Source organism: Micromonospora sp. NPDC001898 (genome assembly GCF_042891255.1).
Classification (GTDB): Bacteria; Actinomycetota; Actinomycetes; order Mycobacteriales; family Micromonosporaceae; genus Micromonospora.
This window is the reverse complement of record NZ_JBIATC010000011.1, coordinates 25,840-50,168: the sequence shown is the minus strand read 5'-3', so window position 1 is coordinate 50,168 and position 24,329 is coordinate 25,840. Positions and strand designations below refer to the sequence as shown.

The 24,329-nt window shown below is 73.5% G+C and carries 17 protein-coding genes and 1 pseudogene; 13 read left to right on the top strand and 5 right to left on the bottom strand.

From position 1 onward, the window contains the following. Nucleotides 1–76: 76 nt before the first annotated feature. Both ACFYZF_RS21810 and ACFYZF_RS21805 read right to left on the bottom strand, forming a co-directional pair. Nucleotides 77–1,375: a DUF58 domain-containing protein gene (locus tag ACFYZF_RS21810; RefSeq protein WP_387023502.1), complete on the bottom strand. Its 1,299-nt coding sequence runs from the start codon at nucleotides 1,373–1,375 to the stop codon at nucleotides 77–79. Nucleotides 1,376–1,377: 2 nt separating this feature from the next. Then, nucleotides 1,378–2,433, bottom strand: coding sequence for an AAA family ATPase (locus tag ACFYZF_RS21805; RefSeq protein ID WP_387023500.1), 1,056 nt, complete (start codon nucleotides 2,431–2,433; stop codon nucleotides 1,378–1,380). A 560-nt stretch (nucleotides 2,434–2,993) separates the two neighbouring features. Here ACFYZF_RS21805 and leuS point away from each other — a divergent pair. After that, the gene (gene leuS, locus ACFYZF_RS21800) at nucleotides 2,994–5,831 is read left to right on the top strand and encodes a leucine--tRNA ligase (RefSeq protein ID WP_387023498.1); all 2,838 of its coding nucleotides are present in this window, start codon (nucleotides 2,994–2,996) and stop codon (nucleotides 5,829–5,831) included. 197 nt (nucleotides 5,832–6,028) lie between these two features. On the opposite strand, the gene ACFYZF_RS21795 is transcribed toward leuS, so the two are convergent. Genes ACFYZF_RS21795 through ACFYZF_RS21785 form a run of 3 tightly spaced genes read right to left on the bottom strand, consistent with a single transcriptional unit; the run spans nucleotide 6,029 to nucleotide 8,668 of the window. Continuing rightward, entirely contained in the window at nucleotides 6,029–6,715 is a 687-nt protein-coding gene (locus tag ACFYZF_RS21795; protein ID WP_387023496.1) for a TVP38/TMEM64 family protein, read from the bottom strand. Continuing rightward, nucleotides 6,712–7,431, bottom strand: coding sequence for a type 1 glutamine amidotransferase (locus tag ACFYZF_RS21790; RefSeq protein ID WP_387023494.1), 720 nt, complete (start codon nucleotides 7,429–7,431; stop codon nucleotides 6,712–6,714). Before ACFYZF_RS21790 ends, ACFYZF_RS21795 begins: the two co-directional genes overlap by 4 nt. Next, nucleotides 7,421–8,668, bottom strand: a complete 1,248-nt coding sequence (locus ACFYZF_RS21785) for a MurT ligase domain-containing protein (RefSeq protein WP_387023700.1) — start codon at nucleotides 8,666–8,668, stop codon at nucleotides 7,421–7,423. The genes ACFYZF_RS21790 and ACFYZF_RS21785 overlap by 11 nt, the downstream gene beginning before the upstream one ends. Nucleotides 8,669–9,024: 356 nt before the next feature. Here ACFYZF_RS21785 and mraZ point away from each other — a divergent pair, with 356 nt between their 5' ends. From mraZ to ftsZ, 12 genes and pseudogenes are all read left to right on the top strand, one after another. Next, on the top strand, nucleotides 9,025–9,456 hold the full coding sequence (gene mraZ / locus ACFYZF_RS21780) for a division/cell wall cluster transcriptional repressor MraZ (protein ID WP_387023492.1): 432 nt from the start codon (nucleotides 9,025–9,027) through the stop codon (nucleotides 9,454–9,456). Between the two features lie 207 nt (nucleotides 9,457–9,663). Continuing rightward, a pseudogene (gene rsmH, locus ACFYZF_RS21775) lies at nucleotides 9,664–10,763 on the top strand (16S rRNA (cytosine(1402)-N(4))-methyltransferase RsmH). Continuing rightward, the gene (locus ACFYZF_RS21770) at nucleotides 10,760–11,362 is read left to right on the top strand and encodes a hypothetical protein (RefSeq protein WP_387023490.1); all 603 of its coding nucleotides are present in this window, start codon (nucleotides 10,760–10,762) and stop codon (nucleotides 11,360–11,362) included. The pseudogene rsmH and the gene ACFYZF_RS21770 overlap by 4 nt, the downstream one beginning before the upstream one ends. Nucleotides 11,363–11,365: 3 nt before the next feature. Then, nucleotides 11,366–13,594 (top strand): peptidoglycan D,D-transpeptidase FtsI family protein, encoded by a 2,229-nt coding sequence (locus tag ACFYZF_RS21765; RefSeq protein WP_387023488.1) that lies wholly within the window; start codon nucleotides 11,366–11,368, stop codon nucleotides 13,592–13,594. Between the two features lie 52 nt (nucleotides 13,595–13,646). Beyond that, nucleotides 13,647–15,209 carry a UDP-N-acetylmuramoyl-L-alanyl-D-glutamate--2,6-diaminopimelate ligase gene (locus tag ACFYZF_RS21760; protein ID WP_387023486.1) on the top strand — a complete coding sequence of 521 codons (1,563 nt, stop codon included), beginning with the start codon at nucleotides 13,647–13,649 and terminating at the stop codon, nucleotides 15,207–15,209. Continuing rightward, nucleotides 15,206–16,606, top strand: coding sequence for a UDP-N-acetylmuramoyl-tripeptide--D-alanyl-D-alanine ligase (murF, locus tag ACFYZF_RS21755; RefSeq protein WP_387023484.1), 1,401 nt, complete (start codon nucleotides 15,206–15,208; stop codon nucleotides 16,604–16,606). Before ACFYZF_RS21760 ends, murF begins: the two co-directional genes overlap by 4 nt. Continuing rightward, the gene (gene mraY, locus ACFYZF_RS21750; RefSeq protein WP_387023482.1) at nucleotides 16,603–17,739 is read left to right on the top strand and encodes a phospho-N-acetylmuramoyl-pentapeptide-transferase; all 1,137 of its coding nucleotides are present in this window, start codon (nucleotides 16,603–16,605) and stop codon (nucleotides 17,737–17,739) included. Before murF ends, mraY begins: the two co-directional genes overlap by 4 nt. A 256-nt stretch (nucleotides 17,740–17,995) precedes the next feature. Further along, nucleotides 17,996–19,399, top strand: coding sequence for an FtsW/RodA/SpoVE family cell cycle protein (locus ACFYZF_RS21745; RefSeq protein WP_387023698.1), 1,404 nt, complete (start codon nucleotides 17,996–17,998; stop codon nucleotides 19,397–19,399). Then, nucleotides 19,399–20,505 carry an undecaprenyldiphospho-muramoylpentapeptide beta-N-acetylglucosaminyltransferase gene (murG, locus tag ACFYZF_RS21740; RefSeq protein WP_387023480.1) on the top strand — a complete coding sequence of 369 codons (1,107 nt, stop codon included), beginning with the start codon at nucleotides 19,399–19,401 and terminating at the stop codon, nucleotides 20,503–20,505. The genes ACFYZF_RS21745 and murG overlap by 1 nt, the downstream gene beginning before the upstream one ends. Nucleotides 20,506–20,647: 142 nt before the next feature. After that, nucleotides 20,648–22,117: a UDP-N-acetylmuramate--L-alanine ligase gene (gene murC, locus ACFYZF_RS21735; protein WP_387023478.1), complete on the top strand. Its 1,470-nt coding sequence runs from the start codon at nucleotides 20,648–20,650 to the stop codon at nucleotides 22,115–22,117. Nucleotides 22,118–22,149: 32 nt separating this feature from the next. Next, a complete protein-coding gene (locus ACFYZF_RS21730) occupies nucleotides 22,150–22,932 on the top strand; it encodes a cell division protein FtsQ/DivIB (protein ID WP_387023696.1) in 783 nt (260 codons plus the stop codon). A gap of 275 nt (nucleotides 22,933–23,207) precedes the next feature. Further along, the gene (ftsZ, locus tag ACFYZF_RS21725; RefSeq protein ID WP_387023476.1) at nucleotides 23,208–24,323 is read left to right on the top strand and encodes a cell division protein FtsZ; all 1,116 of its coding nucleotides are present in this window, start codon (nucleotides 23,208–23,210) and stop codon (nucleotides 24,321–24,323) included. Nucleotides 24,324–24,329 lie beyond the last annotated feature (6 nt).

The window sequence follows — 24,329 nt, the reverse complement described above, 5'->3', positions numbered from 1 at the left end:
CACCTCACGCCCGAGCCGGAGCGTCGGCCCCGCCACCCTGGCCCGGGCGTCACTTCACGTCGCCCTGGCCCGGGCGTCACTTCACGCCGCCCGCGACCGTCTCGGCCAGCGCCGCCCGTAGGGCGAACCCCTGCGAGCCCCGGCCGGCCTGCGGCCAGAGCACGGGCAGCCGGGCCCCGTGGTCGACCCCGATCACCCGCCACCCGCTGCGCACCAGGGCGAGCGCGGCGGCACCGTGCGCGTGGTCGGCCTCGGCCCGGGCCCGGGCGGGCAGGTTCAGCCAGGTGGAACTGTTCAGCAGGAAGCCGACACAGGTGGCGCCGTTGCCGCGCAGCCCGGCGAGCAGCTCGGCCTCGGCGGCGCTCAGCGAGCCGAACAGCGCGATGATCAGGCCGCCGTCGGCGCGCTGCCGGACCCGCTGCACCAGTGTGGTGATCTCGCCGCGCCCGTCGAGCCGAACCTCGGCGAGGTGGTCGAGGAGCACCCCGTCCCCGGCGCCCTCGGTCGCGTCGACGTCCGCGCCGCCGCCGGTGACCAGACGCAGCTTGTACCCGGCCTGGCGCAGGTGCACGGCGATGCTGGCCGCCGCGGAGACGGTCCACTCGAAGCTCGCCGTCGGCCCGTCGCCGCGGTGGCCGTACCCCCGGGTGTCCAGGACGACGGTGGCCCGGCTCTCCCAGGGCTGCTCCTCGCGGCGGACCATCAGCTCCCCGGTGCGGGCGGTCGACTTCCAGTGCACCCGGCGCAGGTCGTCGCCCACCCGGTACTCCCGGGTCGCCGCGTCGTCCTCGCCGTGCACCGCCACCGAGCGGGCCCGGCTGTCGCCGCTGCCCGCGTACTCGCCGGGGAGCCGGACCGAGGGCAGGGCCGTGACCTGCGGGATCACCGTGAGGTGGTCGGTGCCGGGGAAGGCCCGGCTCAGCTCGCACAGCCCGAACGGGTCGGTCAACCGGACCACCAGGGGGCCCAGCCCGTACCGGCCGCGCACGTCCGCGCGGACGGTGTACGCCACCGAGCTGGCCTGGTGCGCGCCGAGGCGCTCCAGCACCACCCGGGGCCGGCTGCCCAGCGCGTACGGCAGCCGGTCCTCCAGCAGCAGCGTGCCGGTGGGCAGCCGGGACATGTTCTGCAACCGCAGCACCACCCGGGAGCTGGCCCCGACCGGCACCCGGTGCGGCTCCAGGGACCGGTTACCGGCCAGCTTGTACCGGCTGCGCCCGACGTACGCGGCGGCGAGCAGCGGCAGAGCGGCCAGCAGCACCGCCACCCGCAGCAGGTCCTTCTCGCCGAGGATGGCGGCGGAGACGCCCGCGGCCAGCGCGGCGGCCAGGAAGGAACGGCCGCGGGTGGTCAGGCCCCGGAGCCCTTCGCGCACGGTCACCGCCTCCGGGGCTCGTACGTGGCTCGGCCGTTGCCCTCGCCGGTGGGCCGGTTGTCGTACGGGGAGCGCTGGCGGTCGTGCGGCAGCGGGAGCCGGTGCACCAGCTCGGACACGATCGCGTCGGTGGTGCGCCGGGCGAGCTGGGCGTCGGCGGTCGGGATGATCCGGTGGGCGAGCACCGGCACCGCGAGCGCCTGGAGGTCGTCGGGCAGGACGTAGTCGCGGCCCTCCAGGGCGGCGACGGCCCGGGCGGTGCGCAGGAGCTGGAGAGTGGCCCGGGGGGACGCGCCCAGTCGCAGGTCGGGAGCCTCCCGGGTGGCGGTGACCAGGTCGACCGCGTACTGCTTCACCGCGTCGGCGACGTGCACCTCGCGGACCGTGGCGATCAGCCGGCGGACCGTGTCGGCGTCGGAGACGGCCCCCAGCTCCTGGAGCGGGTCGGCCGCGCCGTGCCCGTCCAGCATGGCCAGCTCGGCCGCGGGGTCCGGGTATCCCATGGCGATCCGGGCGGTGAACCGGTCCCGCTGCGCCTCGGGCAGCGGGTACGTCCCCTCCATCTCGATCGGGTTCTGGGTGGCAATCACCATGAACGGGGTCTGCAACTGGTAGGTGACCCCGTCGACGGTGACCTGTCGCTCCTCCATGCACTCCAGCAGCGCGGACTGGGTCTTCGGCGACGCGCGGTTGATCTCGTCGCCGACGACCAGGTTGGCGAAGACCGCCCCGGGCCGGAACTCGAAGTCGTGCGTCTCCTGGTTGTAGACGCTCACCCCGGTGACGTCGCTGGGCAGCAGGTCCGGCGTGAACTGGATGCGGCGCACGGAGCAGTCGATCGACCGGGCGAGGGCCTTCGCCAGCTTGGTCTTGCCGACGCCTGGGACGTCCTCGATGAGGAGGTGGCCCTCGGCGAGGAGGACGGCGAGGGCGAGCCGGATCGTGGCGGTCTTGCCCTCGATGACCTGCTCGATGTTGGCCACGATGGCCTCGCTGGCGGTGCGGAACTCGTCGTGCGGTAGCAGACCGCCCACCTCGTCCCAGGTCTGTTGTGTCACGGGCCTCCTCCTCGTCGCCGGAACGGCAGCTCTGTACAGAGCACCTGGACCCGCCGTCGGGTTCGCAGCGGGACCAGAATCTTCTCGTCTGCCGCAGAAATCTCACAGGCCCCTCAGGCTAACCATGTTTGTCGTGATCGCCGACCCTTGCAGGAACTCGGCCGGTTACCCCCCGAATATTCGCCGGACGGGGGAGTCGGACGGGGGTTAGCAGAGTCCGCACCGTCGGTGGAGGGGCCGCGCCGGCGCTCCGCCTCCCTGAGGCGGGCGACGCGCGCGCCCGGCCCGCGGGGTACACTCCCCGACATGGCCGGAGTCTTCCTGCTTCTTACCGGGCCGTGCTGATGCGCTGACGCGCGACAGCACGGCGGCCCCTCCTGCGCGAGGGGCTTTTTTGTGCCCTCCGCCGGTCGGGCCCGCTCCGGCGACGGGCGGCACGGGCCCCCGCCCGCCGCGCGGCGGGCGGAGCACCCCCATGACGACATGACCGCGCCGAGCGAGGTCAGCACCCAGCCCGGCCGAGGGATGGCCGGCGGCGACGAGCGAAGCGAGGAGACACCATGAGTGAGGCAGCACCGGCGGGCGACATCCCCCCGTACCGGTACACCGCGGCCCTGGCCGACGAGATCGAGCGGCGCTGGCAGGACACCTGGGAGCGGGAGGGCACCTTCCACGCCCCGAACCCGACCGGCCCGCTGGCCGACCCCGACCACCCGCGGGCCGGCGCGGAGAAGCTGTACGTGCTGGACATGTTCCCGTACCCGTCGGGGGCGGGCCTGCACGTCGGGCACCCGCTGGGGTACATCGGCACCGACTGCTTCGCCCGGTACCAGCGGATGGCCGGGCGCAACGTGCTGCACGCGATGGGCTTCGACGCGTTCGGGCTGCCCGCCGAGCAGTACGCCGTGCAGACCGGCACCCACCCGCGCACCACCACCGTGGCGAACATCGCCCGGTACAAGGAGCAGCTGCGCCGGCTGGGGATGGCCCACGACGACCGCCGCTCGGTGGCGACCATCGACACCGACTTCTACCGCTGGACCCAGTGGATCTTTCTGCAGGTCTTCAACTCCTGGTACGACCAGGACGCGAAGAAGGCCCGCCCGGTCGCCGAGCTGATCGCCGAGTTCGCCGGCGGCACCCGGCCCACTCCGGACGGTCGCCCCTGGGCGGAGCTGACCGTCGCCGAGCGGCGCAGGATCGTCGACGACCGCCGGCTGGCGTACGTCTCGGAGGCGCCGGTGAACTGGTGCCCGGGGCTGGGCACCGTGCTGGCCAACGAGGAGGTCACCGCCGACGGCCGCTCGGACCGGGGCAACTTCCCGGTGTTCAAGCGGAACCTGAAGCAGTGGAAGATGCGGATCACCGCGTACGGCGACCGGCTGCTGGACGACCTGGACACGCTGGACTGGCCCGAGCCGATCAAGCTGATGCAGCGCAACTGGATCGGCCGATCCACCGGCGCGCACATCGACTTCCCGACCGCCGTCGCGCCGGTGCGGGTGTTCACGACCCGGCCCGACACCGTCTTCGGGGCCACCTACATGGTGCTGGCGCCCGAGCACGAGCTGGTCGACGCGCTGGTGCCGGCCGCCTGGCCGGAGGGCACGAAGGACGCCTGGACCGGCGGGCACACCGGCCCCCGGGCGGCCGTCGAGGCGTACCGGAAGGCGGCGGCGGCCAAGACCGACGTGGAGCGGCAGTCCGACACGAAGGAGAAGACCGGCGTCTTCGTCGGCGCGTACGCCACCAACCCGGTCACCGGCGGGCAGGTCCCGATCTTCATCGCCGACTACGTGCTGGCCGGCTACGGCACCGGCGCGATCATGGCGGTGCCCGCGCAGGACGAGCGGGACTGGGCGTTCGCCGAGGTCTTCGACCTGCCGATCGTGCGCACCGTGCAGCCGGCCGACGGCTTCGACGGCAAGGCGTACACCGGGGACGGCCCCGCGGTGAACAGCGCCGCTCCCGAGCGTGGCCTGGACCTGAACGGCCTGGGGGTCACCGACGCCAAGGCGGCGATCATCTCCTGGCTGGAGGCGAACGGGCACGGCACCGGCGCGGTCACCTACCGGCTGCGCGACTGGCTGTTCTCCCGGCAGCGCTACTGGGGCGAGCCGTTCCCCATCGTGTACGACGAGACCGGGGCGGTCATCGCGCTGCCGGAGGAGATGCTGCCGGTCGAGCTGCCCGAGGTGGACGACTTCTCCCCGAAGACGTTCGCCCCCGACGACGCCGCCAGCAACCCGGAGACCCCGCTGTCGCGCCGGCGCGACTGGGTCGAGGTGGAGCTGGACCTGGGCGACGGGCCGAAGCGGTACACCCGGGAGACCAACGTGATGCCGCAGTGGGCCGGCTCCTGCTGGTACGAGCTGCGCTACCTGGACCCGACCAACGCCGACCGGTTCGTCGACGCCGAGAACGAGCGGTACTGGATGGGCCCGCGCGCCGAGGGCGACTGCGGGGGCACCGACCTGTACGTCGGCGGCGCCGAACACGCCGTGCTGCACCTGCTGTACGCCCGCTTCTGGCACAAGGTGCTGTACGACCTGGGCCACGTCTCGTCGTTCGAGCCGTACCGCAAGCTGTTCAACCAGGGCATGATCCAGGCGTACGCGTACGTCGATCCCCGGGGCTCCTACGTGCAGGCCGAGGAGGTCGTCGAGCGCGACGGCGCCTGGTTCCTGGGCGACGAGGAGGTGCGCCGCGAGTACGGCAAGATGGGCAAGTCGCTGAAGAACGTGGTCACCCCCGACGACATGTGCGCCGCCTACGGCGCGGACACCTTCCGGGTGTACGAGATGTCGATGGGCCCGCTGGAGGTGTCCCGCCCGTGGGAGACCCGGGCGGTCGTCGGGTCGTACCGGTTCCTGCAGCGGGTCTGGCGGGCCGTCGTCGACGAGCAGACCGGCGAGCTGCGGGTCACCGACGCCCCGGCCGACGAGGCCACCCGGCGGTTGCTGCACAAGGTCGTCGACGGGGTACGCGGCGACATGGAGGGGATCCGGTTCAACACCGCGATCGCCAAGCTGATCGAGCTGACCAACGCGCTGACCCGGCTGCCGGCCACCCCCCGTGAGGTGGCCGAGCCGCTGGTGCTGATGCTCGCCCCGTTCGCCCCGCACGTCGCCGAGGAACTGTGGCGCAGGCTGGGCCACGACGCCTCGCTGGCGTACACGGACTTCCCGGTCGCCGACCCGGCGCTGCTGGTCGCCGAGACGGTGACGTACCCGGTGCAGATCAACGGCAAGGTCCGCGGCCGGATCGAGGTCCCCGCCGACGCGTCCGAGGAGACGGTCCGCGTGGCGGCCCTGGAGGCGGTCGAGTCCGCCCTGGCCGGCAAGGCCCCCCGCAAGGTCATCGTCATCAAGGACCGCATGGTCTCCGTCGTCGCCTGACCCCGCCCTCCACTCCGCGTCTCCCGCCCCGCCCCCGCCCCGTGTCTCCGCGATCTTGCGGTTGCGGCCCTTGTTCCGTCCGTTCTGGCCGGTATGTGGGGGCCGCAACCGCACGATCGGCGGGGACGGGGGTGTGGGGCTGCCGGCGCTTGTGCGAGCGAGTAGACCGCCGGGGCATGCGCCGACGGTCGCTGTGGTCATTCGGCGGTCTTCACCCGCCGCCCGCGTTCGGCGCGCCACCATCGGTGGACCAGCACCGCGCTGGCGATCAGGCCGAGGCCGGCGGGGGCGGCGGCGTACCAGTTGACGTCGCCCGGGGAGGTGGCCGCCGCGCCGAGCGCCGCGTAGCCGAAGGCGGTGGGGGCGGAGGCGAGGACGCTGCCGGCCAGGAACGGCAGCACCCGGGTGCCCGTGGTGCCGTAGCCGTAGCTGACCAGCCCGAACCCGGCGATCGGCAGCAGCCGTACGGTGATCACACCGAGGACGCTCTGCCGGGCGAACCAGCCGTCGAGGCGGGCCAGCCGGCCGCGTACCCGGTCGGCGACGAACTCCCGGCCGAGGAGGCGGCCGACCGTGAAGCCCAGCGCCGCCGCGAGTAGCGCGGCGCCCAGCGCGTACGCGGCGCCCTCCAGCGCGCCGAAGATCGCCCCCGAGGCGAGCGTGATGAAGGTCCGGGGGACCAGCGCGACCAGCAACAGCGCCCCGCCGCCGACCGCCGCCACGGGGGCGAGCCCGCCCAGCCGGTCGGCCAGCCCGGGAAACTCCTCCGCCTCGGGCAGGGGGACGACGAGCAGGGCCGCCCCGAAGGTGGCGAGCAGGAGCAGCAGCAGCGCGAACCGGACGGCCGACGGCTGCCGGAGCAGCCGCCGGGCCGCCTGGATCATGCCCGGGCGGCGGCCACGGCGGCGCGGCGCTCGGAGCGGAGCCGGTCGGCCCAGGTGTCGTCCAGCGGCGGGAGCTGGTGCGCGCCGGTCGCCCAGCGCAGCAGCAGGTCGGCCAGGGCGGGGTTGCGGGCCAGGGCGGGGCCGTGCGAGTACGTGCCGAGCAACTTGCCCCGCCACGCGCCTTCCGTGGCGCCGTCGTTGCCGATCCCGGCGGTCACCCGGGCCAGCGGGGAGACCCCCGGGCCGAGGTGGGTCCGGCCGCCGTGGTTCTCGAAGCCGGTGAGCGCCGGCACGCCGAGCCGGGGGTCGATGTCGCCGGCCAGCTCGCCGACGGCGCGGCTCGGGCCCCGGTCGGAGGAGAGGTCGAGCAGCTCCAGCCCGGTGCACTGGACGCCCTTGGCGAAGAACGAGGTGCCGAGGAGCTGGTAGCCGGCGCAGACGCCGAACACCACCGATCCCTGGGCGGCGGCCCGGTGCAGGCCGCCGTCGGCCCGCAGCCGCTGCGCGCCGAGCGCCTGTGGGCCGTCCTCGCCGCCGCCGATGAGGTAGATGTCGGCGGTGGCGGGCAGCCGCTGGTCGGAGCGGACCTCCAGCACCTCCACCGGCATCCCGCGCTGCTGCGCCCGGCGGGCCAGGATCAGCATGTTGCCCCGGTCGCCGTACGTGGACAGCAGGTCGGGGTAGATCCAGACGATACGCAGGCTCTCAGTTGACACGGTCCAGCTCCGCTCGGATGTCCTGGAAGGCGGTGTAGTTGGCGATGACCTCCAGGCGGCCGGGTGGCACGGCCCGGACCGCCTCGGCGAACGTCCGGATGTGCTGGAAGGGCACCCCGTTGACGTCGAGGCGGACCGCCAGGTCGTACGCCCGGTCGCCGGTGATCAGCACCTGCCGGCCGCGCAGCGGGGCGAAGTCGACGTCGAACAGCCAGGAGGTGTCCATCCCGTCGGGGTCCCGGGCGTTGATGGACAGCAGCGTCGGGGCCACGTCGGCCATCTCGAACGCCTCCAGCCAGCTCGCGGGGTTCTTCGCCAGCAGCAGCCGGATGTTGCGCCCGTCCCGGTCGACCTGGGCGTAGCGGCCGGCGACCGAGGTGACGGAGCCCAGCCGGGAGACCGCGTCGACCGGGCGCACGCCGAACTCGGCGGCGACGGCCAGGGCGGTCGCCGCGTTGCCCACGTTGACCTTGCCGGGGAGCTGGAGGGTCACCTTGTGCCAGGCCCCGGTGGGGTCGAGCACGCCGTCGTCCTCCACCGTCCACTGCGGGCCGGGGCGACGCAGCGGGCAGCCGCTGCACCACCACTGCTCGCCGGAGCGCTGGATGGTGTGGCCGCATTCAGGGCAGACCCACGAGTCGTCGTGCCAGCGCTGGCCGGCGCTGAACCAGGTGACGTTCGGCGGCCGGATGCCGCGGGCCGGGTCGCCGGGCGGGGTGGCGGCCCACACCACCATCGGATCGTCGGCGTTCGCCACCACCCGCACGTCCGGGTGATTGATCAGCGCGGCCCGCCAGAGCTGCGCCATCATGGCGACCTCCTTGGCCCGGTCGAGCTGGTCCCGGGAGAGGTTGAGCAGCGCCACCACGTGTGGCTCGGTTGCCTCCAGGACCTGGGCCAGGTAGTGCTCGTCGACCTCCAGTACCGCGTACGGTGTGCTGCCGGCCTTGGCCAGCGCCGAGGTGTGGCCGGTGGGCATGTTGGCGCCGAAGGAGTTGGTGGCCACCCGGCCCAGGACGCCGACCGCCGCGGCGGCCAGCCGGGTGGTGGTCGTCTTGCCGTTGGTGCCGGAGACGAGCGCGATGGCACGTCCGGCAGACAGGTGGGCGAGCAGGTCCGGGTCGATCTTCAGGCCGATCCAGCCGCCGATCACCGAACCGTCACCACGACCCGCGGCTCTCGACAGCGCCGCGGCGGTCCGCGACACCGAGCTGGCCACTTTCGCCCGCAGGGGCATCTTCGCGTCCGTCACGCGAGCGAGGTTACCGGACCGCGGCCCCCGCCAGATCGCCGCCGACGGCGAACCGTTCGGCCGGGGGCGTCCGGCGGACGGTCAGCGCGCGCTGGACCGGATGGAGTCGATCTATGTCGGGTAGTGGACGCCCCGGTGGGGGCGCTCCGGCCCTCCACTCTGCTCCACCCCCTCTGACGTGCGGTTTTGCGTTCCGAAACGCCGCGCCGTGCGGGCGATTCTGGTTGCAGGTGGAGGGAAGTGGAGTAGAGTGGGGCCCAATGGTGAGGTCGGTAGGGCCCACCGGCCCGGGGGGAAAGCGGCGCCGCGAACGCCGCTGAATGGGCGAGGGGGTTGGGCCGGTGTTTCTCGGCACCCACACTCCGCGCCTGGACGACAAGGGCCGGTTGATCCTTCCGGCGAAGTTCCGGGATGAGCTGGCGGGGGGTGTCGTGATCACCAAAGGGCAGGATCGCTGTCTCTACGTCTTCCCGATGCCCGAGTTCCAGCGCATCGCCGACCAGTTGCGCGCGCAACCCATGACGCACAAGGCGGCCCGGGCGTACAGCCGGGTCTTCTTCGCCAGCGCGCACGACGAGGTCCCGGACAAGCAGGGCCGGGTCACCATCCCGCCCCACCTGCGGGCGTACGCGGGGCTCGACCGGGACCTGGTGGTGATCGGGGCGAGCACGCGGGTGGAGGTCTGGGACAAAGTGGCCTGGGAGACCTACCTCTCCGAGAGCGAGGACGACTTCGCCGACATCGAGGAGGGGGTGCTGCCGGGCGGTCTGTAAGGGCGTGACGGCGCCCGACGTACTGCGAGATCTCCAGCCGCTTTCGAGTTCCTGGCACCCCTTCCCCGGTGCCAGGCGCACGATCTCATCGGAGGGCCGCGGCCTCCGGCGGGCGGGAGCGGATGGGGATCTGGCGGTACGACGGAGGCGTCGTGGCGACGGCAGGCGCGGAGAGAAACGGACGGTTCAATCCAAGTGGGGGTCGACATGGGGGAGCTTCGCGGCACGCACGTGCCTGTGCTGCTCGAGCGGTGTCTCGAGTTGCTGGCCCCCGCGCTGGACAGGGGCGACCGCACGATCCACGTCGACGCCACGCTGGGTCTGGCCGGTCACGCCGAGGCGGTGCTGGAACGGCATCCGCGCACGGTGCTGATCGGGCTGGACCGGGACACCGAGGCCCTCGCCCACGCGCGGGTCCGGCTGGCCAGGTTCGCCGACCGGGTCCACCTGGAGCACGCCGTCTACGACGAGCTGCCCGAGGTGCTGGACCGGCTCGGCTACCCGGCGATCGACGGCATCCTGTTCGACCTGGGCGTCTCCTCGCTCCAGCTGGACGCGCCCGACCGCGGGTTCGCCTACGCGCAGGACGCCCCGCTGGACATGCGGATGGACCAGACCCGGGGGGTGACCGCCGAGGAGGTGGTCAACAGCTATTCCCACCCGGACCTGGCCCGGGTGCTGCGGGTGTACGGCGAGGAGAAGTTCGCCGTGCGGGTCGCCTCGGCGATCCTCCGGGAGCGCGAGCGGGCCCGGATCACCTCGTCGGCGCGGCTGGCGGAACTGGTCAGGGAGAGCATCCCGGCAGCAGCCCGACGGACGGGCGGACACCCCGCCAAGAGAACGTTTCAGGCTTTACGGATCGAGGTAAACAAGGAGTTGGCAGCGCTGGAGACGGCGCTGCCAACTGCTCTCGACACGCTCACCGTGGGTGGTCGCATGGTGGTCCTGTCCTACCACTCGCTGGAGGACCGGCTCACCAAGGCGGCCCTCGCCGACCGGGTTCGCAGCAAGGGCCCGGTCGACCTCCCGGTCGAACTTCCCGGTTCGGCTCCGACGTTCCGGCTGCTCAGCCGGGGCGCGGAGCTGCCCGGGGAGGAGGAGGTCGCCGCGAACCCGCGCGCCGCCTCGGTGCGCCTGCGGGCCGCGGAACGGATCGACCCGGAGGCGGAGCAGCAGGGGCGGGCCGACCGCGAACGGTACCGCCGGCGGGTCAGGGCGATGCACCAACCGGGGTCGGCGGGATCGGCGGATCCGAGGCCGACGCAGGGCGAGGGGCAGGGACGGACGAGGAGGGGGAGGGAAGATGAACGTTGACAAGCGCGACGGCCGGGACACCGGCGTTGGGCAGCGCGCACCGCGGTCGGGGGGCCGGACCGCGGCGCAGCGGACCACGCGGACCGGTGTTCCGGCGGCGGGGGCCGGCCGGTTCGACCGGCAGGGGGAGACTCGCGCCCGGGGGGCGCGCGAGTTCCCGACCAACGGCAGCGCCGCGCTGCGCCCGGCCGAGCGGACCAGTCCGGCGGCGACCCCGTCGCCACGGCTGCGGGTCGCTCCGCCGCCGCCGGTGACGGTGCCGCGGGCGCCCTTCGTCGCGCTGATCCTGGTGCTGGTCGTCGGCGGGGTGCTCGGCATCCTGCTGGTCAACACCAAGATCAACGAGAATTCCTTCCGGCTGGAGAGGCTCCAGCAGCAGCAGGCCAAGCTCGACGTGGACCAGCAGCAGCTGGAGAAGAAGATCGCCGACGCGGAGGCCCCGGGCAACCTCACCGCCGCCGCGAAGCGGCTGGGCATGGTCGAGGCCGAGGAGCCGGCGTACATCCGGCTGCCGGACGGCCGGATCATCGGCGTGCCGCAGCCGGCCGACGGCCAGCCCTCGGTCACCAGCCAGCAGGGTGCGGGAGGCTGACCGGTGCCGCCGAGATCGGATGAACCGCGCCGGGACCCCACGGGGTCCCGGCGCAATTCGTCGCGCTCCACCAGCGGGCGGGGCGAGCCGCGTGCCGGCGAGCCCGGCGTGGGTGGCATCTCCGACGCTCGGGCGTACACCCCCCGCGGGCGGACCATCCGCGAGGAGGGCGGCGCACTCGGCCGGCCGGGTGCCGGGGGCGCCGAGCAGCGGCGTACCCCCCGCAGAACCGGGGCCGGCGGCGATCCGTTCCGACCGGCGTTGCAGGTGCTCGACGGTGGCCGGGTCGGCTCGACCCGCGCGGGCCGGCGGGAGGGCGCCCGGGCCGGGCGCTCCGGGGTGATCCGGACCGTCCAGGCCCGGCCGGCCCGCACGCCGGCCGACGACGACGATGACGCGCCGCCCCCGCCGCGCCGCCGGCCCGGCCCGCGCGCCCCGCGTCGCCCGGAGCGGCCCACCGCCCGGCGCTCGCCGCGCAAGCCGCGCAAGCCGCCCCGACTGGCCGACCCCCGGCGCCGGCTGCGCCTGGGCACCCTGCTCGTCCTCGTGCTGTTCGCCACCATCGGCATCCGGCTGGTCTTCCTCCAGGCCGTCGACACCCCGGCGTACGCCGGCGGCGGGCTGGCCGACCGGCTGACCCGGGTCGACCTGCCCGCCCCCCGGGGTGCGATCTACGACCGCACCGGGGCCCCGCTGGCGAACAGCGTCGAGGCCCGGTACGTCTTCGCCGACCCCACCCGGGTCGAGGACCGCGCGGCGGCCGCGCGGGCGCTCTCGCCCCTGCTCGGCCTGCCCGCCTCCGAACTGGCCGGGCGGATGAAGCAGCGCACCCGGGACAACGGCCGCGCGTCCCAGTTCGAGTACCTGGCGCGCGGCGTCGACATCCCCACCGCCAAGAAGATCATGGCGCTGGAGCTGGCCGGCATCGGCGTGCACCGCGACGAGCGGCGCGAGGTGCCCGGCGCCGACCTGGCCGCCAACCTGCTCGGCTTCACCAGCCAGGACATGGTCGGCCTGGAGGGCCTGGAGGCCCGCTACGACGACCTGCTGCGCGGCGAGTACGGCCGCCGGGTGTACGAGGCCGGGCAGGGCGACCTGGGTGCCCCCATCCCGGGCGGCTACAGCCGCACCACCCCGGCCAAGCCGGGCAGCTCCCTGGAGTTGACCATCCTCCGGGACCTCCAGTTCAAGGCGCAGCAGGTGCTGAAGGACCAGATGGACAAGGCCCAGGGCAGCATCGGCGCGGTCGTCGTGCTCGACGCGCCCACCGGCGAGGTGCTGGCCCAGACCAGCCACCCCACCTACAACGCCGCGAAGCACGAGGAGAGCGCGCCCACGGACCGAGAGGACGCCGCCACCAGCTTCGTGGTCGACCCCGGCTCGATCCACAAGGCGATCACCTTCGGCGCGGCGCTCCAGGAGGGCGTCGTCACGCCCGACACCGCGCTGCCGGTCGCCAACACCATCCGCAAGGGCGACACGGTCTTCCGCGACACCCACCCTGCCGACGGGCAGAAGATGAGCCTCGCCGGGATGCTGGCGTACTCGTCGAACGTCGGCACCATCGAGATCGCCGACAAGCTCGGCCGGGACCGGCTGATCGACTACCAGAAGCGTTTCGGGCTCGGCCAGCCCACCGGCGAGGGCATGCCGGGCGAGGCCAGTGGCCGGCTGCTCCCTGCCGAGCAGTGGAGCGGGTCGTCGGAGGGGTCGGTGCCGATCGGGCACAGCGTCGACGCCACGCCGCTGCAGATGGCCGCCGCGTACGGGGCGATCGCCAACAACGGCACCTACGTCCAGCCACACCTGATCAAAGCGGTGATCAACGGGAAGGACGGCAGCCGAACCCCGGGCAAGGCGCCGGTCACCCGCTCGGTGCTCAGCCCGCAGAACGCGGCGGCGCTGCGTACCATGCTCCAGGCGGTCACCACGGTCGACGGGGCCACCGGGCTCGCCGCCGCGGTGCCCGGCTACCAGGTGGCCGGCAAGACCGGCACCGGCCTGCGCTACGTCGACGGCAAGCAGCAGCCCGGCGAGGTCGGCTCGTTCATCGGGATGGCCCCGGCGGACAACCCGCGGTTCGTGGTGGCGGTCTTCGTGTGGAGCCCCGAGGGCGGCGGCGGGGCGGTCGCCGCGCCGGCCTTCCGCGAGATCATGGGCTTCACCCTCAGCCGGTACCGGGTTCCCCCGTCGGCGGCCAAGCCGCCCAAGTTCGAGGTCTTTCCGCGCTGACCAGGCGCGGGGGGACATCATCGGTGAGTGGGGACGAACCACCGGGGCGGCTGTGCGGTCGAGACCGGACGACCGGGTAGGGTCTGACGCCGTGCCCGGCAATCCACGCCCCCGTACCATGACCGGACTCCGGCTCGGCGATCTCGCCGACCGGCTCGCCGTCGAGCCGCCGTCAGGTGCCGCCGACGTCGCGGTGACCGGGGTGACCCACGCCAGCCAGGAGGTCCGCCCCGGCGACCTGTACGCCGCGCTGCCCGGCGCCCGCCGCCACGGCGCGGAGTTCGCCGCCGGCGCGGCGGCAGCGGGCGCGGTGGCCGCCCTGACCGACCCGGCCGGCGCCCCGGCGGTGGCTGCGGCGGGCCTGCCCGCGCTGATCGTGCCCGACCCCCGCGCGGTGCTCGGCCCCCTCGCCTCCGCCGTCTACGGCGACCCCACCGCCGGGCTGACCGTCATCGGGATCACCGGGACGGCCGGCAAGACCTCCACCGCCTACCTCGTCGAGTCGGGGCTGCGCGCCGCCGGCCACGTGACCGGGCTGATCGGCACGGTGGAGACCCGGCTGGGCGACCTGGTGGTCGACAGCGTGCGGACCACGCCGGAGGCCACCGACCTGCACGCCATGCTCGCCGCAGCCCGGGAGCGCGGCGTCACCGCGCTGGTCATGGAGGTCTCCAGCCACGCCCTGGCGATGGGTCGGGTCGGCGGGGTGCGGTTCACCGTGGGCGGATACACCAACTTCGGCTCCGACCACCTGGACTTCCACGCCGACTCGGCGGACTACTTCGCCGCGAAGGCCCAGCTGTTCGACGGGCGCTGCGCGGTCGAGGTGCTCAACCACGACGACGCGGCCCTGCGCCCGCTGTTCAAGCCCGCCACGGTCAGCTACTCGGCCGCCGGCGACCCGACCGCCACCTGGTACGCCGGCGACGTCGACGGCGAGGGCTATGCCCAGCGGTTCACCGCCCACGGCCCCGACGGGTCGACCGTCCCGGCCGGGGTGGCGCTGCCCGGGCGGCACAACGTGGCCAACGCCCTGCTGGCCATCGCCGCGCTGGTCGCCGCCGGAGTGGACGCGGAGACCGCCGCCGCCGGGGTGGCCGCCTGCGGCGGGGTCCCCGGCCGGCTGGAGCTGGTCGCTACGGCCGGCCCGGTGCGTGGGGTGGTCGACTACGCGCACAAGACCGACGCGATCGTGGCCGCCCTGGCCGCGCTGCGCGAGCTGAGCGCCGGGCGGCTGATCTGCGTCATCGGCGCCGGCGGCGACCGGGACCGGGGCAAGCGGCCGGCGATGGGCGCCGCCGCAGCACAGGGGGCCGACGTGGTGCTGGTGACCGACGACAACCCGCGCACCGAGGACCCGGGCGCGATCCGGGCGGAGGTGCTGGCCGGGGCGTACGGGTCCGGGGCCCCGGCCCGGATCGTCGAGGTCGCCGGCCGCCGGGCGGCGATCGACGAGGCGGTCCGGCTGGCCGCCCCGGGCGACGTGGTGGCCGTGCTCGGCAAGGGCCACGAGCGCGGGCAGGAGATCGGCGGCGAGGTGCTGTCGTTCGACGACCGGACCGAGCTGGCCGACGCGCTGCGCGCCCGCTTCGGCGACCTGGCGGGTCAGCGGTGATCCCGCTGACACTGGCCGAGGTGGCCGGGGCGGTCGACGGCCGGCTGCTCGCCGCCGACCCGGCCGCCCGGGTGACGGGCCCGGTCGAGTTCGACTCGCGCAAGGTGTCCGCCGGGACGCTGTTCGTGGCGTTCCCCGGGGAGAAGGTGGACGGCCACGACTACGCCGCCGCGGCCGTCGAGGCCGGCGCGGTCGCGGTGCTCGGCACCCGGGATGTGCCCGGGGTGCCGATGGTGCTGGTCGCCGACGCCCTGGACGCGATGGGCCGGCTGGCCCGGGCCGTGGTGGACCGGCTGCCCGAACTGACCGTGATCGGGTTGACCGGCTCGTCCGGCAAGACCACCACGAAGGACCTGATCGCCCAGCTCACCGTCCGGCTCGGCCCCACGGTGGCCCCGCCCGGGTCGTTCAACAACGAGCTGGGCCACCCGTGGACGGCGTTGCGGGCCGATCCGGACACCCGGTTCCTGGTGCTGGAGAAGGGCGCCCGGGGGGTGGGGCACGTGCGCTACCTGTGCGAGGTGGTGCCGCCCCGGATTTCCGTGGTGCTCAACGTCGGCGTGGCGCACCTCGGCGAGTTCGGCTCGGTGGAGAACATCGCGCTGGCCAAGGGGGAGCTGGTCGAGTCGCTGCCGGCCGACGGGCTGGCCGTGCTCAACGCCGACGACCCGCTCGTCGACGCGATGGCCGGGCGTACCCGGGCCCGGGTGGTCCGCTACGGCGAGGCCGCGCACGCCGACGTCCGGGCCGTGGACGTCACCCTGGACGGGCGGGGCCGGGCGTCGTACACCCTGGTGACCCCGGAGGGGAGCGCGCCGGTGCGGCTCGGGCTGACCGGCCGGCACCAGGTCTCCAACTCGCTGGCCGCCGCCGCGGTGGCCCGGGAGCTGGGCATGCCGTTGACCGAGCTGGCCGCCGCACTGGGCGAGCTGGGTCTGGTCTCCACCCGTCGGATGGACGTCTTCGAGCGCCCCGACGGTGTGACGGTGATTGACGATTCGTACAACGCGAACCCGGCGTCGATGGCGGTGGCGCTGCGGGCGCTCGACGGCATGCGCGGCGGGGGGCGCACGCTCGCGGTGCTGGGCTACATGGCCGAGCTGGGGCCGTACGAACGGGACGGACATCTGGAGGTCGGCCGGCTCACGGCCGGGCTGGGGGTGGACCGGCTGCTCGTGGTGGGCGAGCCGGCGGCGCCGATCCATGAGGGCGCGACAGCGGTAGAGGACTGGGGAGGAGAGTCGGTGCTGCTCACCGATCAGGCGGCGGCCGTCGAGATGCTGCGGGGCGAACTGCGACCGGGTGATGTCGTCCTGGTGAAGGGCTCCCGGTACCGCACCTGGGAGGTGGCCGACGCGCTGCGCGTCGACGCCACGGGCGAGGGGGCCGCCGCATGAGGGCGGTGATCATCGCCATCGGGGTGGCGTTCCTCGTCTCGCTGTTCTGCACCCCGATCGCGATCAAGGTGTTCGCCCGGCTGAAGGCCGGCCAGCCGATCCGATCGAACCTCGGGCTTGCCAGCAACGAGGGCAAGAAGGGCACGCCGACGATGGGCGGCGTGGTCTTCATCCTGGCCACGGTCATCGCGTACGTCGCCGGGCACCTCGCCCTGACCACCCTGCCGGACGCGCAGATCGCCCAGGTCGAGCCGACCATCACCGCGCTGTTCCTGCTGGGCCTGATGGTGTTCTCCGGCGCGGTCGGCTTCATCGACGACTTCCTCAAGGTCCGCAAGCGGAACAGCGGCGGGCTCAACAAGCGGGGCAAGCTGGCGGGGCAGATCCTCGTCGGCGCGCTCTTCGGCGTCGTCGCGCTGTACTTCCCGAGCAGCATGACCGACGCCAGCGGCGCGGCCACCAACACCGAGACGGTGGGTGCCAGCACGCTGAGCTTCATCCGGGACATCCCCGCCCTGGACATCAGCAAGATCGGCGCCGTGGTCATCTTCATCTTCGTGGTGATGGCGGCGACCAACGGCGTGAACCTCACCGACGGCCTCGATGGCCTCGCCACCGGCGCGTCGGTGATGGTCCTCGCGGCTTACGCGCTGATCGCGTTCTGGCAGTACCGGCACTGGTGCGCCGACCCGGCGTACACGGCGAACCCGAACAACTACTGCTACACCGTCCGGGATCCGCTGGAGATCGCGCTGATCGCCGGGGCGGCGGCCGGGGCCTGCGTCGGCTTCCTGTGGTGGAACACCTCCCCGGCCCGGATCTTCATGGGCGACACCGGGGCGCTGGGCCTGGGCGGCCTGATCGCCGGCATGGCGATGTCCACCCGGACCATCCTGCTGCTGCCGATCATCGGCGGGCTGTTCGTGATCATCACGATGTCGGTGGTCATCCAGATCATCTCGTTCCGCACCACCGGCAAGCGGGTGTTCCGGATGTCGCCCCTGCAGCACCACTTCGAACTCGCCGGCTGGAGCGAGGTCAACATCGTGGTCCGGTTCTGGATCATCGCCGGGATCGGCGTTGCCATCGCGCTGGGGCTGTTCTACAGCGACTTCCTGGCGGCGATGGGCTGAGCCGCCCCGCGGCTCCTGAACCGTCCGGAGGGCCCCCTGCGATCGCAGGGGGCCCTCCTTTCAGCCGGTCCGACACGCCGGCCACGGCGTTCGGCGGGAACGGGCCGGTCGCATTCGCCATGATGGGCGGGTGGGGGAGGACCGAGGTACCGGCACGACGACAACCGACACGTCTCCGAGGCGGGCGGCGGGGGGTGGGCGCACCGCCGATCCGCCGGGCCCGGCGCCGGGGTTCGGCCTGGACGCCGCGGGCGGGCTGGCGGCGCTGCGCGGCCTGCTGGCCCGGCCGCTGGCCTCGTACTACCTGCTGATCTCCAGCGCCAGCCTGCTGCTGGTGATCGGCCTGACCATGGTCTTCTCGGCCACCAGCGTGATGAACTACGCCGAGCAGGGCAACGCCTTCGCCGACCTCACCCAGCAGGCCATCTTCGCGGTGATCGGCGTGGTGGCGTTCTGGGTCTGCCAGCGGCTGCCGGCGAGCACCTACCGCTCGGTCGCCCGGGTCGCGCTCGGGATCGCGGTGGGGTTGCTGCTGGTGCTCAACCTGCTGCTCGCCCTGAACTCGTTCTTCGGGGTGCAGCAGATCGGGCCGTTGAAGGCGAAGCTGCTCTGGCTGTTCGTCGGCGGCATCCAGCTCCAGCCGTCCGAGCTGGCGAAGTTCGCGCTGGTGCTCTGGGGGGCCGACGTGCTGGCCCGCAAGGGCGTCCGGCTCGGCTGGTGGAAGGAGCTGGCCACCCCGCTGTTCCCGGTGGTCGGGCTGTTGTTCGTGCTGGTCGGCTACAACGACGTCGGCACCATGCTCTGCCTGCTCGCCCTGGTCGTCGGGCTGCTCTGGGCGGCCGGGGTACGGGCCAAGGTCTTCGCGGTGCTGTCGGTGATCGGCCTGGTCGGCATCGGCCTGCTGGTCGCCGCAGCCTCGCTCGGCGCCGGGTCCGGGGCCAAGGGACAGGAGAACTACCGGTTGGCCCGGCTGACCGTCTTCATCAACCCGCCCGATCCGGCGAAGTGCTTCGAGACCTGGTGCTACCAGCCGGTCCAGGCCCGCAACGCCATCGAGCACGGCGGCTGGTTCGGCGTCGGGCTCGGCAAGAGCAGCCTCAAGTTCGGCTGGCTGCCCGAGGCGCACAACGACTTCATCTTCGCCGTGCTCGCGGAGGAGCTGGGCGTGGTCGGCTGCGTGGTGCTGATCACCCTGTTCGCGGTGCTCGGCTACACCGGCCTGCGGATCGCCCGGCGGGTGGAGGACCCGTTCCGCCGGCTCGCCGCGGCCGGGGCGACCACCTGGCTGATCGGCCAGGCGATCATCAACATCGGCGGGGTCATCGGCCTGATGCCGATGACCGGCGTGCCGCTGCCGTTCATCTCCGACGGCGGAAGCGCCCTCGTGGTGACCCTGGCGGCGATCGGGATGCTGGCCTCGTTCGCCCGCGCGGAACCCGACGCGGCCCGAGCCCTGCATGCCCGTCCGCCCGCCCGATGGGTCCGACTACTCTGGGCCCCGTTGCCGCCGCTTCCCGGCCGGCGCCGCCGGCCGGCGCCGCCGCCGGACCGTGGGTCCGTACCCCGGTCCCGGGCGCGGCGCGAGGACGACCAGGCCGCATCCCGCGACGCCCGGCCCGACCGGGCCCGGGGCGGGACGGCGAGCGAGAGGAGACGCTGATGGGTCCGCTGCGTTCGGTGGTGCTCTGCGGAGGGGGCACGGGTGGCCACATCTACCCGCTGCTCGCCTTCGCCGACTGCCTGCGCCGACACGACCCGGGCGTCCGGATCACCTGCCTCGGCACACCGAAGGGCCTGGAGAACGAGCTGATCCCGCCGGCCGGCTACGACCTGCGGCAGATCCCGGCGTACCAGCTTCCCCGGTCGGTGAACATGAGCCTGGTCCGCACCCCGGACCGGATGTGGAAGGCGGCCCGCGCGGCGGGCAAGGTGATCGACGAGGTCCGGGCCGACGTGGTCGTGGGCTTCGGCGGGTACGTCTCGGTGCCCGGCTACCTCGCCGCCTGGCGGCGCGAGTTGCCGATCGTCATCCACGAGGTCAACGTGCCGCCGGGGGTGGCCAACCGGCTCGGCATGAAGTTCACCGACAACGTGGCCGTGGGCTTCCCGCACCAGCCGGCGCAGGCCGAGGCGCTGCGCGACGCCCGGGTCGTCGGCGTGCCGCTGCGCCGGGGCATCGCGGGGCTGGACCGGGCCGCGAACGCCGCCGCCGCCCGCGCCCACTTCGGACTCCGCCCCGACCTGCCGGTGCTCTTCGTCGCCGGTGGTTCGCAGGGCGCCCGCTCGATCAACCTCGCGGTGGCCGGGGCGGCCAAGGAGCTGGCCCGGCACGGGGTGCAGGTGCTGCACGTGATGGGCGCCCGTAACGAGCCGGTGCCGATCCCCACCGACCTGCCGGTGCCGTACGTGACCCTGCCGTACCTGTCCCAGATGGAGATCGGCTACGCGGCGGCCGACCTGATGCTCGGCCGGGGCGGGGCGATGACCTGTGCCGAGGTCGCGGCGATCGGCCTGCCCACCGTCTACGTGCCGTACCCGCACAGCAACCAGGAGCAGAAGCGCAACGCGCTGCCCGTGGTGGAGGCCGGCGGCGGGCTGCTCGTCGACGACGCCGAGCTGACCCCGGCCTGGGTGGAGCGCACCGTCATCCCGCTGATCCGCGACCCGCACCGGCTCGCCGCGATGGGCGCCGCCGCGTCGGCCTACGGGCGGCGCGACGGCGACGAGGCGCTGCTGAACTTCGTCTACGAGGCGGTGGCACGGTGAGTGCGAGGAGTGAGCTTGCGAGCCCCGCAGTCGCGAACAAGGGAGGCACGGTGAGTGCGAGGAGTGAGCTTGCGAGCCCCGCAGTCGCGAACAAGGGAGGCACCGTGACCGGGCCGACCGTCGAGACCGGAAGGTATCCGTCATGAACACCGCGCAGTTCACCCCGGCCGGCACACTGACCGCCGAGGACCTGGGCCGGATCCACCTGATCGGGGTCGGCGGCGTCGGCATGAGCGGGCTGGCCCGGCTCTTCCTCACCCGGGGCCTGCCGGTCTCCGGCAGCGAGCTGCGCGAGTGGCCGTCGCTGGCCGGGATGCGGGCGCTGGGCGGGACCATCCACATGACCCACGAGGCGTCCAACCTCGACGGCGTGGACACCGTGGTCTACTCCTCGGCGATCCCGCAGGACCACCTGGAGATGGTGGAGGCACGGCGGCGCGGGCTGCGGGTGCTGCACCGCTCCGAGGCCCTGGCTGCGGCGATGACCGGCCGGCGGACCGTGGCGGTGGCCGGCACCCACGGCAAGACCACCACCACCTCGATGGTGACGATGGTGCTCCAGCAGGCCGGCGTCGATCCGTCCTTCGTCATCGGCGGGGAGATCTCCGAGGTCGGCTCCGGGGCGCACCACGGCACCGGCGAACACTTCGTGGTCGAGGCGGACGAGAGCGACCGCTCGTTCCTGATCTACCGTCCGTACGTCTCGGTCATCACGAACATCGAGGCGGACCACCTCAACACGTACGGCGACCTGGCCACCCTGGAGGCGGCGTTCGCCGAGTTCGCCCGGCTCACCGACCCCGACGGGTTCATCGTCACCTGCGCCGACGACCCGGGCGGGCGGCGGCTGGCCGAGGTGCTGCGGGCCGAGGGCCGCCGGGTGCACACGTACGGCGAGGCGCCCGACGCCGACCTGCGGCTGAGCGACATCGTCTCGTCCGCCCAGGGGGTGCGCTACCTGGCCGAGGTGGACGGCCGTTCGTTGGGCGAGATCCGGCTGCCGGTGCCGGGGCGGCACATGGGGCTCAACAGCGCCTCGGCAGTGCTGACCGCGTACCTGCTGGGGTTGCCGGTCGAGGCGGCGGAGGCCGCGCTCGGCGCGTTCCCGGGGGTGCGGCGGCGCTTCGAGCGCAAGGGTGTGGCCGACGGCGTGCTGGTCTACGACGAGTACGCCTACCACCCGACGTCGATGACCCTGGCGTTGCAGACGCTGCGTGAGGTGGCCGGCGACGGGCGGGTGATCGTGGTGTTCCAGCCGTACCGGCTCTACCGGACCCGTGACCTCCAGGCGGAGATCGCCGCGGCGCTGGGCATCGCCGACGAGCTGGTGCTGCTGGAGGTCTTCGGGCCGGGCGAGCTGCGCCAGCCGGGTGAGGGCTCGGCCGCGCTGGTCGAGGCCGTGCCGCTGCCGGCCGACCGGAAGGTCTTCGTGGACTCCTGGGACGACGCGCCGGTGGAGGTGGTCCGCCGGGCCCGCCCCGGCGACGTGGTGGTGACCATGGGTGCGCCGCCGATCTCGCTGATGGGCGACCAGCTCCTGGACGCCCTGTCGGCCCGCTCAGGTGACGCCGCCGCCGTCGAACCGGACGGCTCGGCGGCCACCGCCGGATGAGCCCCGGTCCGGCGCGTGGCCGTACCGCCAGCGTGGACCCGGGCGGCGGTCGGCGAGGGCCGGTGCGCCGCTGGCAGCTGGTCCGGGCCGGCACCGACGCCGTGCCGCCGTCCACCCGGCGTTTCATGGCCCGGGCCCGGCAACGCCGGATGCGCGCGGCGCTGCCCTGGGCGGTGGCCGCCGGGGTGTTCGCCCTGGCCGCGCTGGTGGGCTGGACGGTCTTCGGCACCGGCCTGCTCGGGGTGCGCGAGGTGCGGGTGGAGGGCGCCGAACTGGTCAGCGCGGTGCAGGTCCGCGAGGCCGCCGCAGTGCCGGACGACTTCCCACTGGCCCGGGTGGACCTGGCCGGCACCGGCCGGCGGATCGGCACCTTGGCCCCGGTGGAGCGGGCGACGGTCATCCGGGACTGGCCGGGCACGCTGGTGGTGCGGGTGGTGGAGCGGACGCCCGTGGCGGCGGTGCCGCAGGGCGGCGCGTTCGCGGTGGTCGACCGCTCCGGGGTGGTCTTCCGGTCCCTGCCGAGGCAGCCGGACGGCCTGCCGGTGGTGCGGGTCGGCCGGCCGGGCCCGGAGGACCCCGGCACCCGGGCCGGGTTGGAGGTGCTGGGCGTGCTCACTCCCCAGCTTCGCGGGCAACTGGTGGAGGTGACCGTGGACGGGCTGGCCCGGATCAGCCTGCGGCTGCGCGGCGACCGGACCGTCGTCTGGGGGGACGCCACCCGGGGCGCGGACAAGGCCCGGGTGGCCACGGCCCTGCTCGGTCGTGAGGCCGACACCATCGACGTCAGCGCTCCGGACGTGGTCACCTTCAAGTGACCGGCCGGTCAGTGGTCCGTCCGGGGCGGGTGGCCGGTGGGCGGCGGAAGTGAGGCGTGGCCCTCTCCGGACGGCGACACGCCGGGCGGGTCCTTGGCTCCGGGCGTGAGGCCGCTTACGTTGCCCCGAAGAGGATCAGTAGTTGACATAACTGTAAGCCTCTAGTAGAGGGTGAGGGTTCAGCTCGGCCTCGCAGGGACAAGCTGATGTCGACGCTGGTCTGGCCAAGCCGTGTGGGGTCGGCCCATGCCAATCTCGAAGGGAAAGGACCGGAGATGACACCTCCGCACAACTACCTGGCGGTCATCAAGGTCGTCGGCATCGGGGGTGGCGGCGTCAACGCCGTCAACCGGATGATCGAGGTTGGGCTCAAGGGCGTCGAGTTCATCGCGATCAACACCGACGCGCAGGCGCTGCTGATGAGCGACGCCGACGTGAAGCTGGACGTCGGCCGCGAGCTGACCCGCGGGCTCGGCGCGGGCGCCAACCCGGACGTGGGCAAGAACGCCGCCGAGGACCACCGCGACGAGATCGAGGAGGTGCTCAAGGGCGCCGACATGGTCTTCGTGACCTGCGGTGAGGGCGGCGGCACCGGCACCGGCGGAGCGCCGGTGGTGGCGAACATCGCCCGCAAGCTCGGCGCGCTGACCATCGGCGTGGTCACCCGGCCCTTCTCGTTCGAGGGCAAGCGCCGCCAGGTGCAGGCCGAGGCGGGAATAGACGAGCTGCGCAACCAGTGCGACACGCTGATCGTCATCCCGAACGACCGGCTGCTGGCGCTCGGTGACCGAAACATCAGCATGATGGACGCGTTCCGTACCGCCGACCAGGTGCTCCTCTCCGGTGTCCAGGGCATCACCGACCTGATCACCACTCCGGGTCTGATCAACCTGGACTTCGCCGACGTCAAGAGCGTGATGAGCGGCGCGGGCAGCGCCCTGATGGGCATCGGCAGCGCGCGCGGGGAGAACCGCGCGGTCGAGGCGGCCGAGGCGGCCATCTCCAGCCCGTTGCTCGAGCAGAGCATGGACGGCGCGCGTGGCGTGCTGCTCTCCATCGCCGGCGGCTCCGACCTGGGCCTGTTCGAGATCAACGACGCTGCCCAGCTGGTCACCGACGCGGCCCACCCGGACGCCAACATCATCTTCGGCGCGGTCATCGACGACGCGCTCGGCGACGAGGTGCGGGTCACCGTGATCGCCGCCGGCTTCGACGGCGGCACCCCGGCGTACAAGGCGGTCGAGCCGAGCCGCAAGACCAACCAGAACCAGCCGACCCAGCCCACCCCGCCGGCCACGCCGCAGACCACCATGCCGGCGCCCACCCAGTCGCCGCGTCGCGTGCTCTTCGACGACGTGGACGTGCCGGACTTCCTCAAGAACGGATCCTGACCGGCG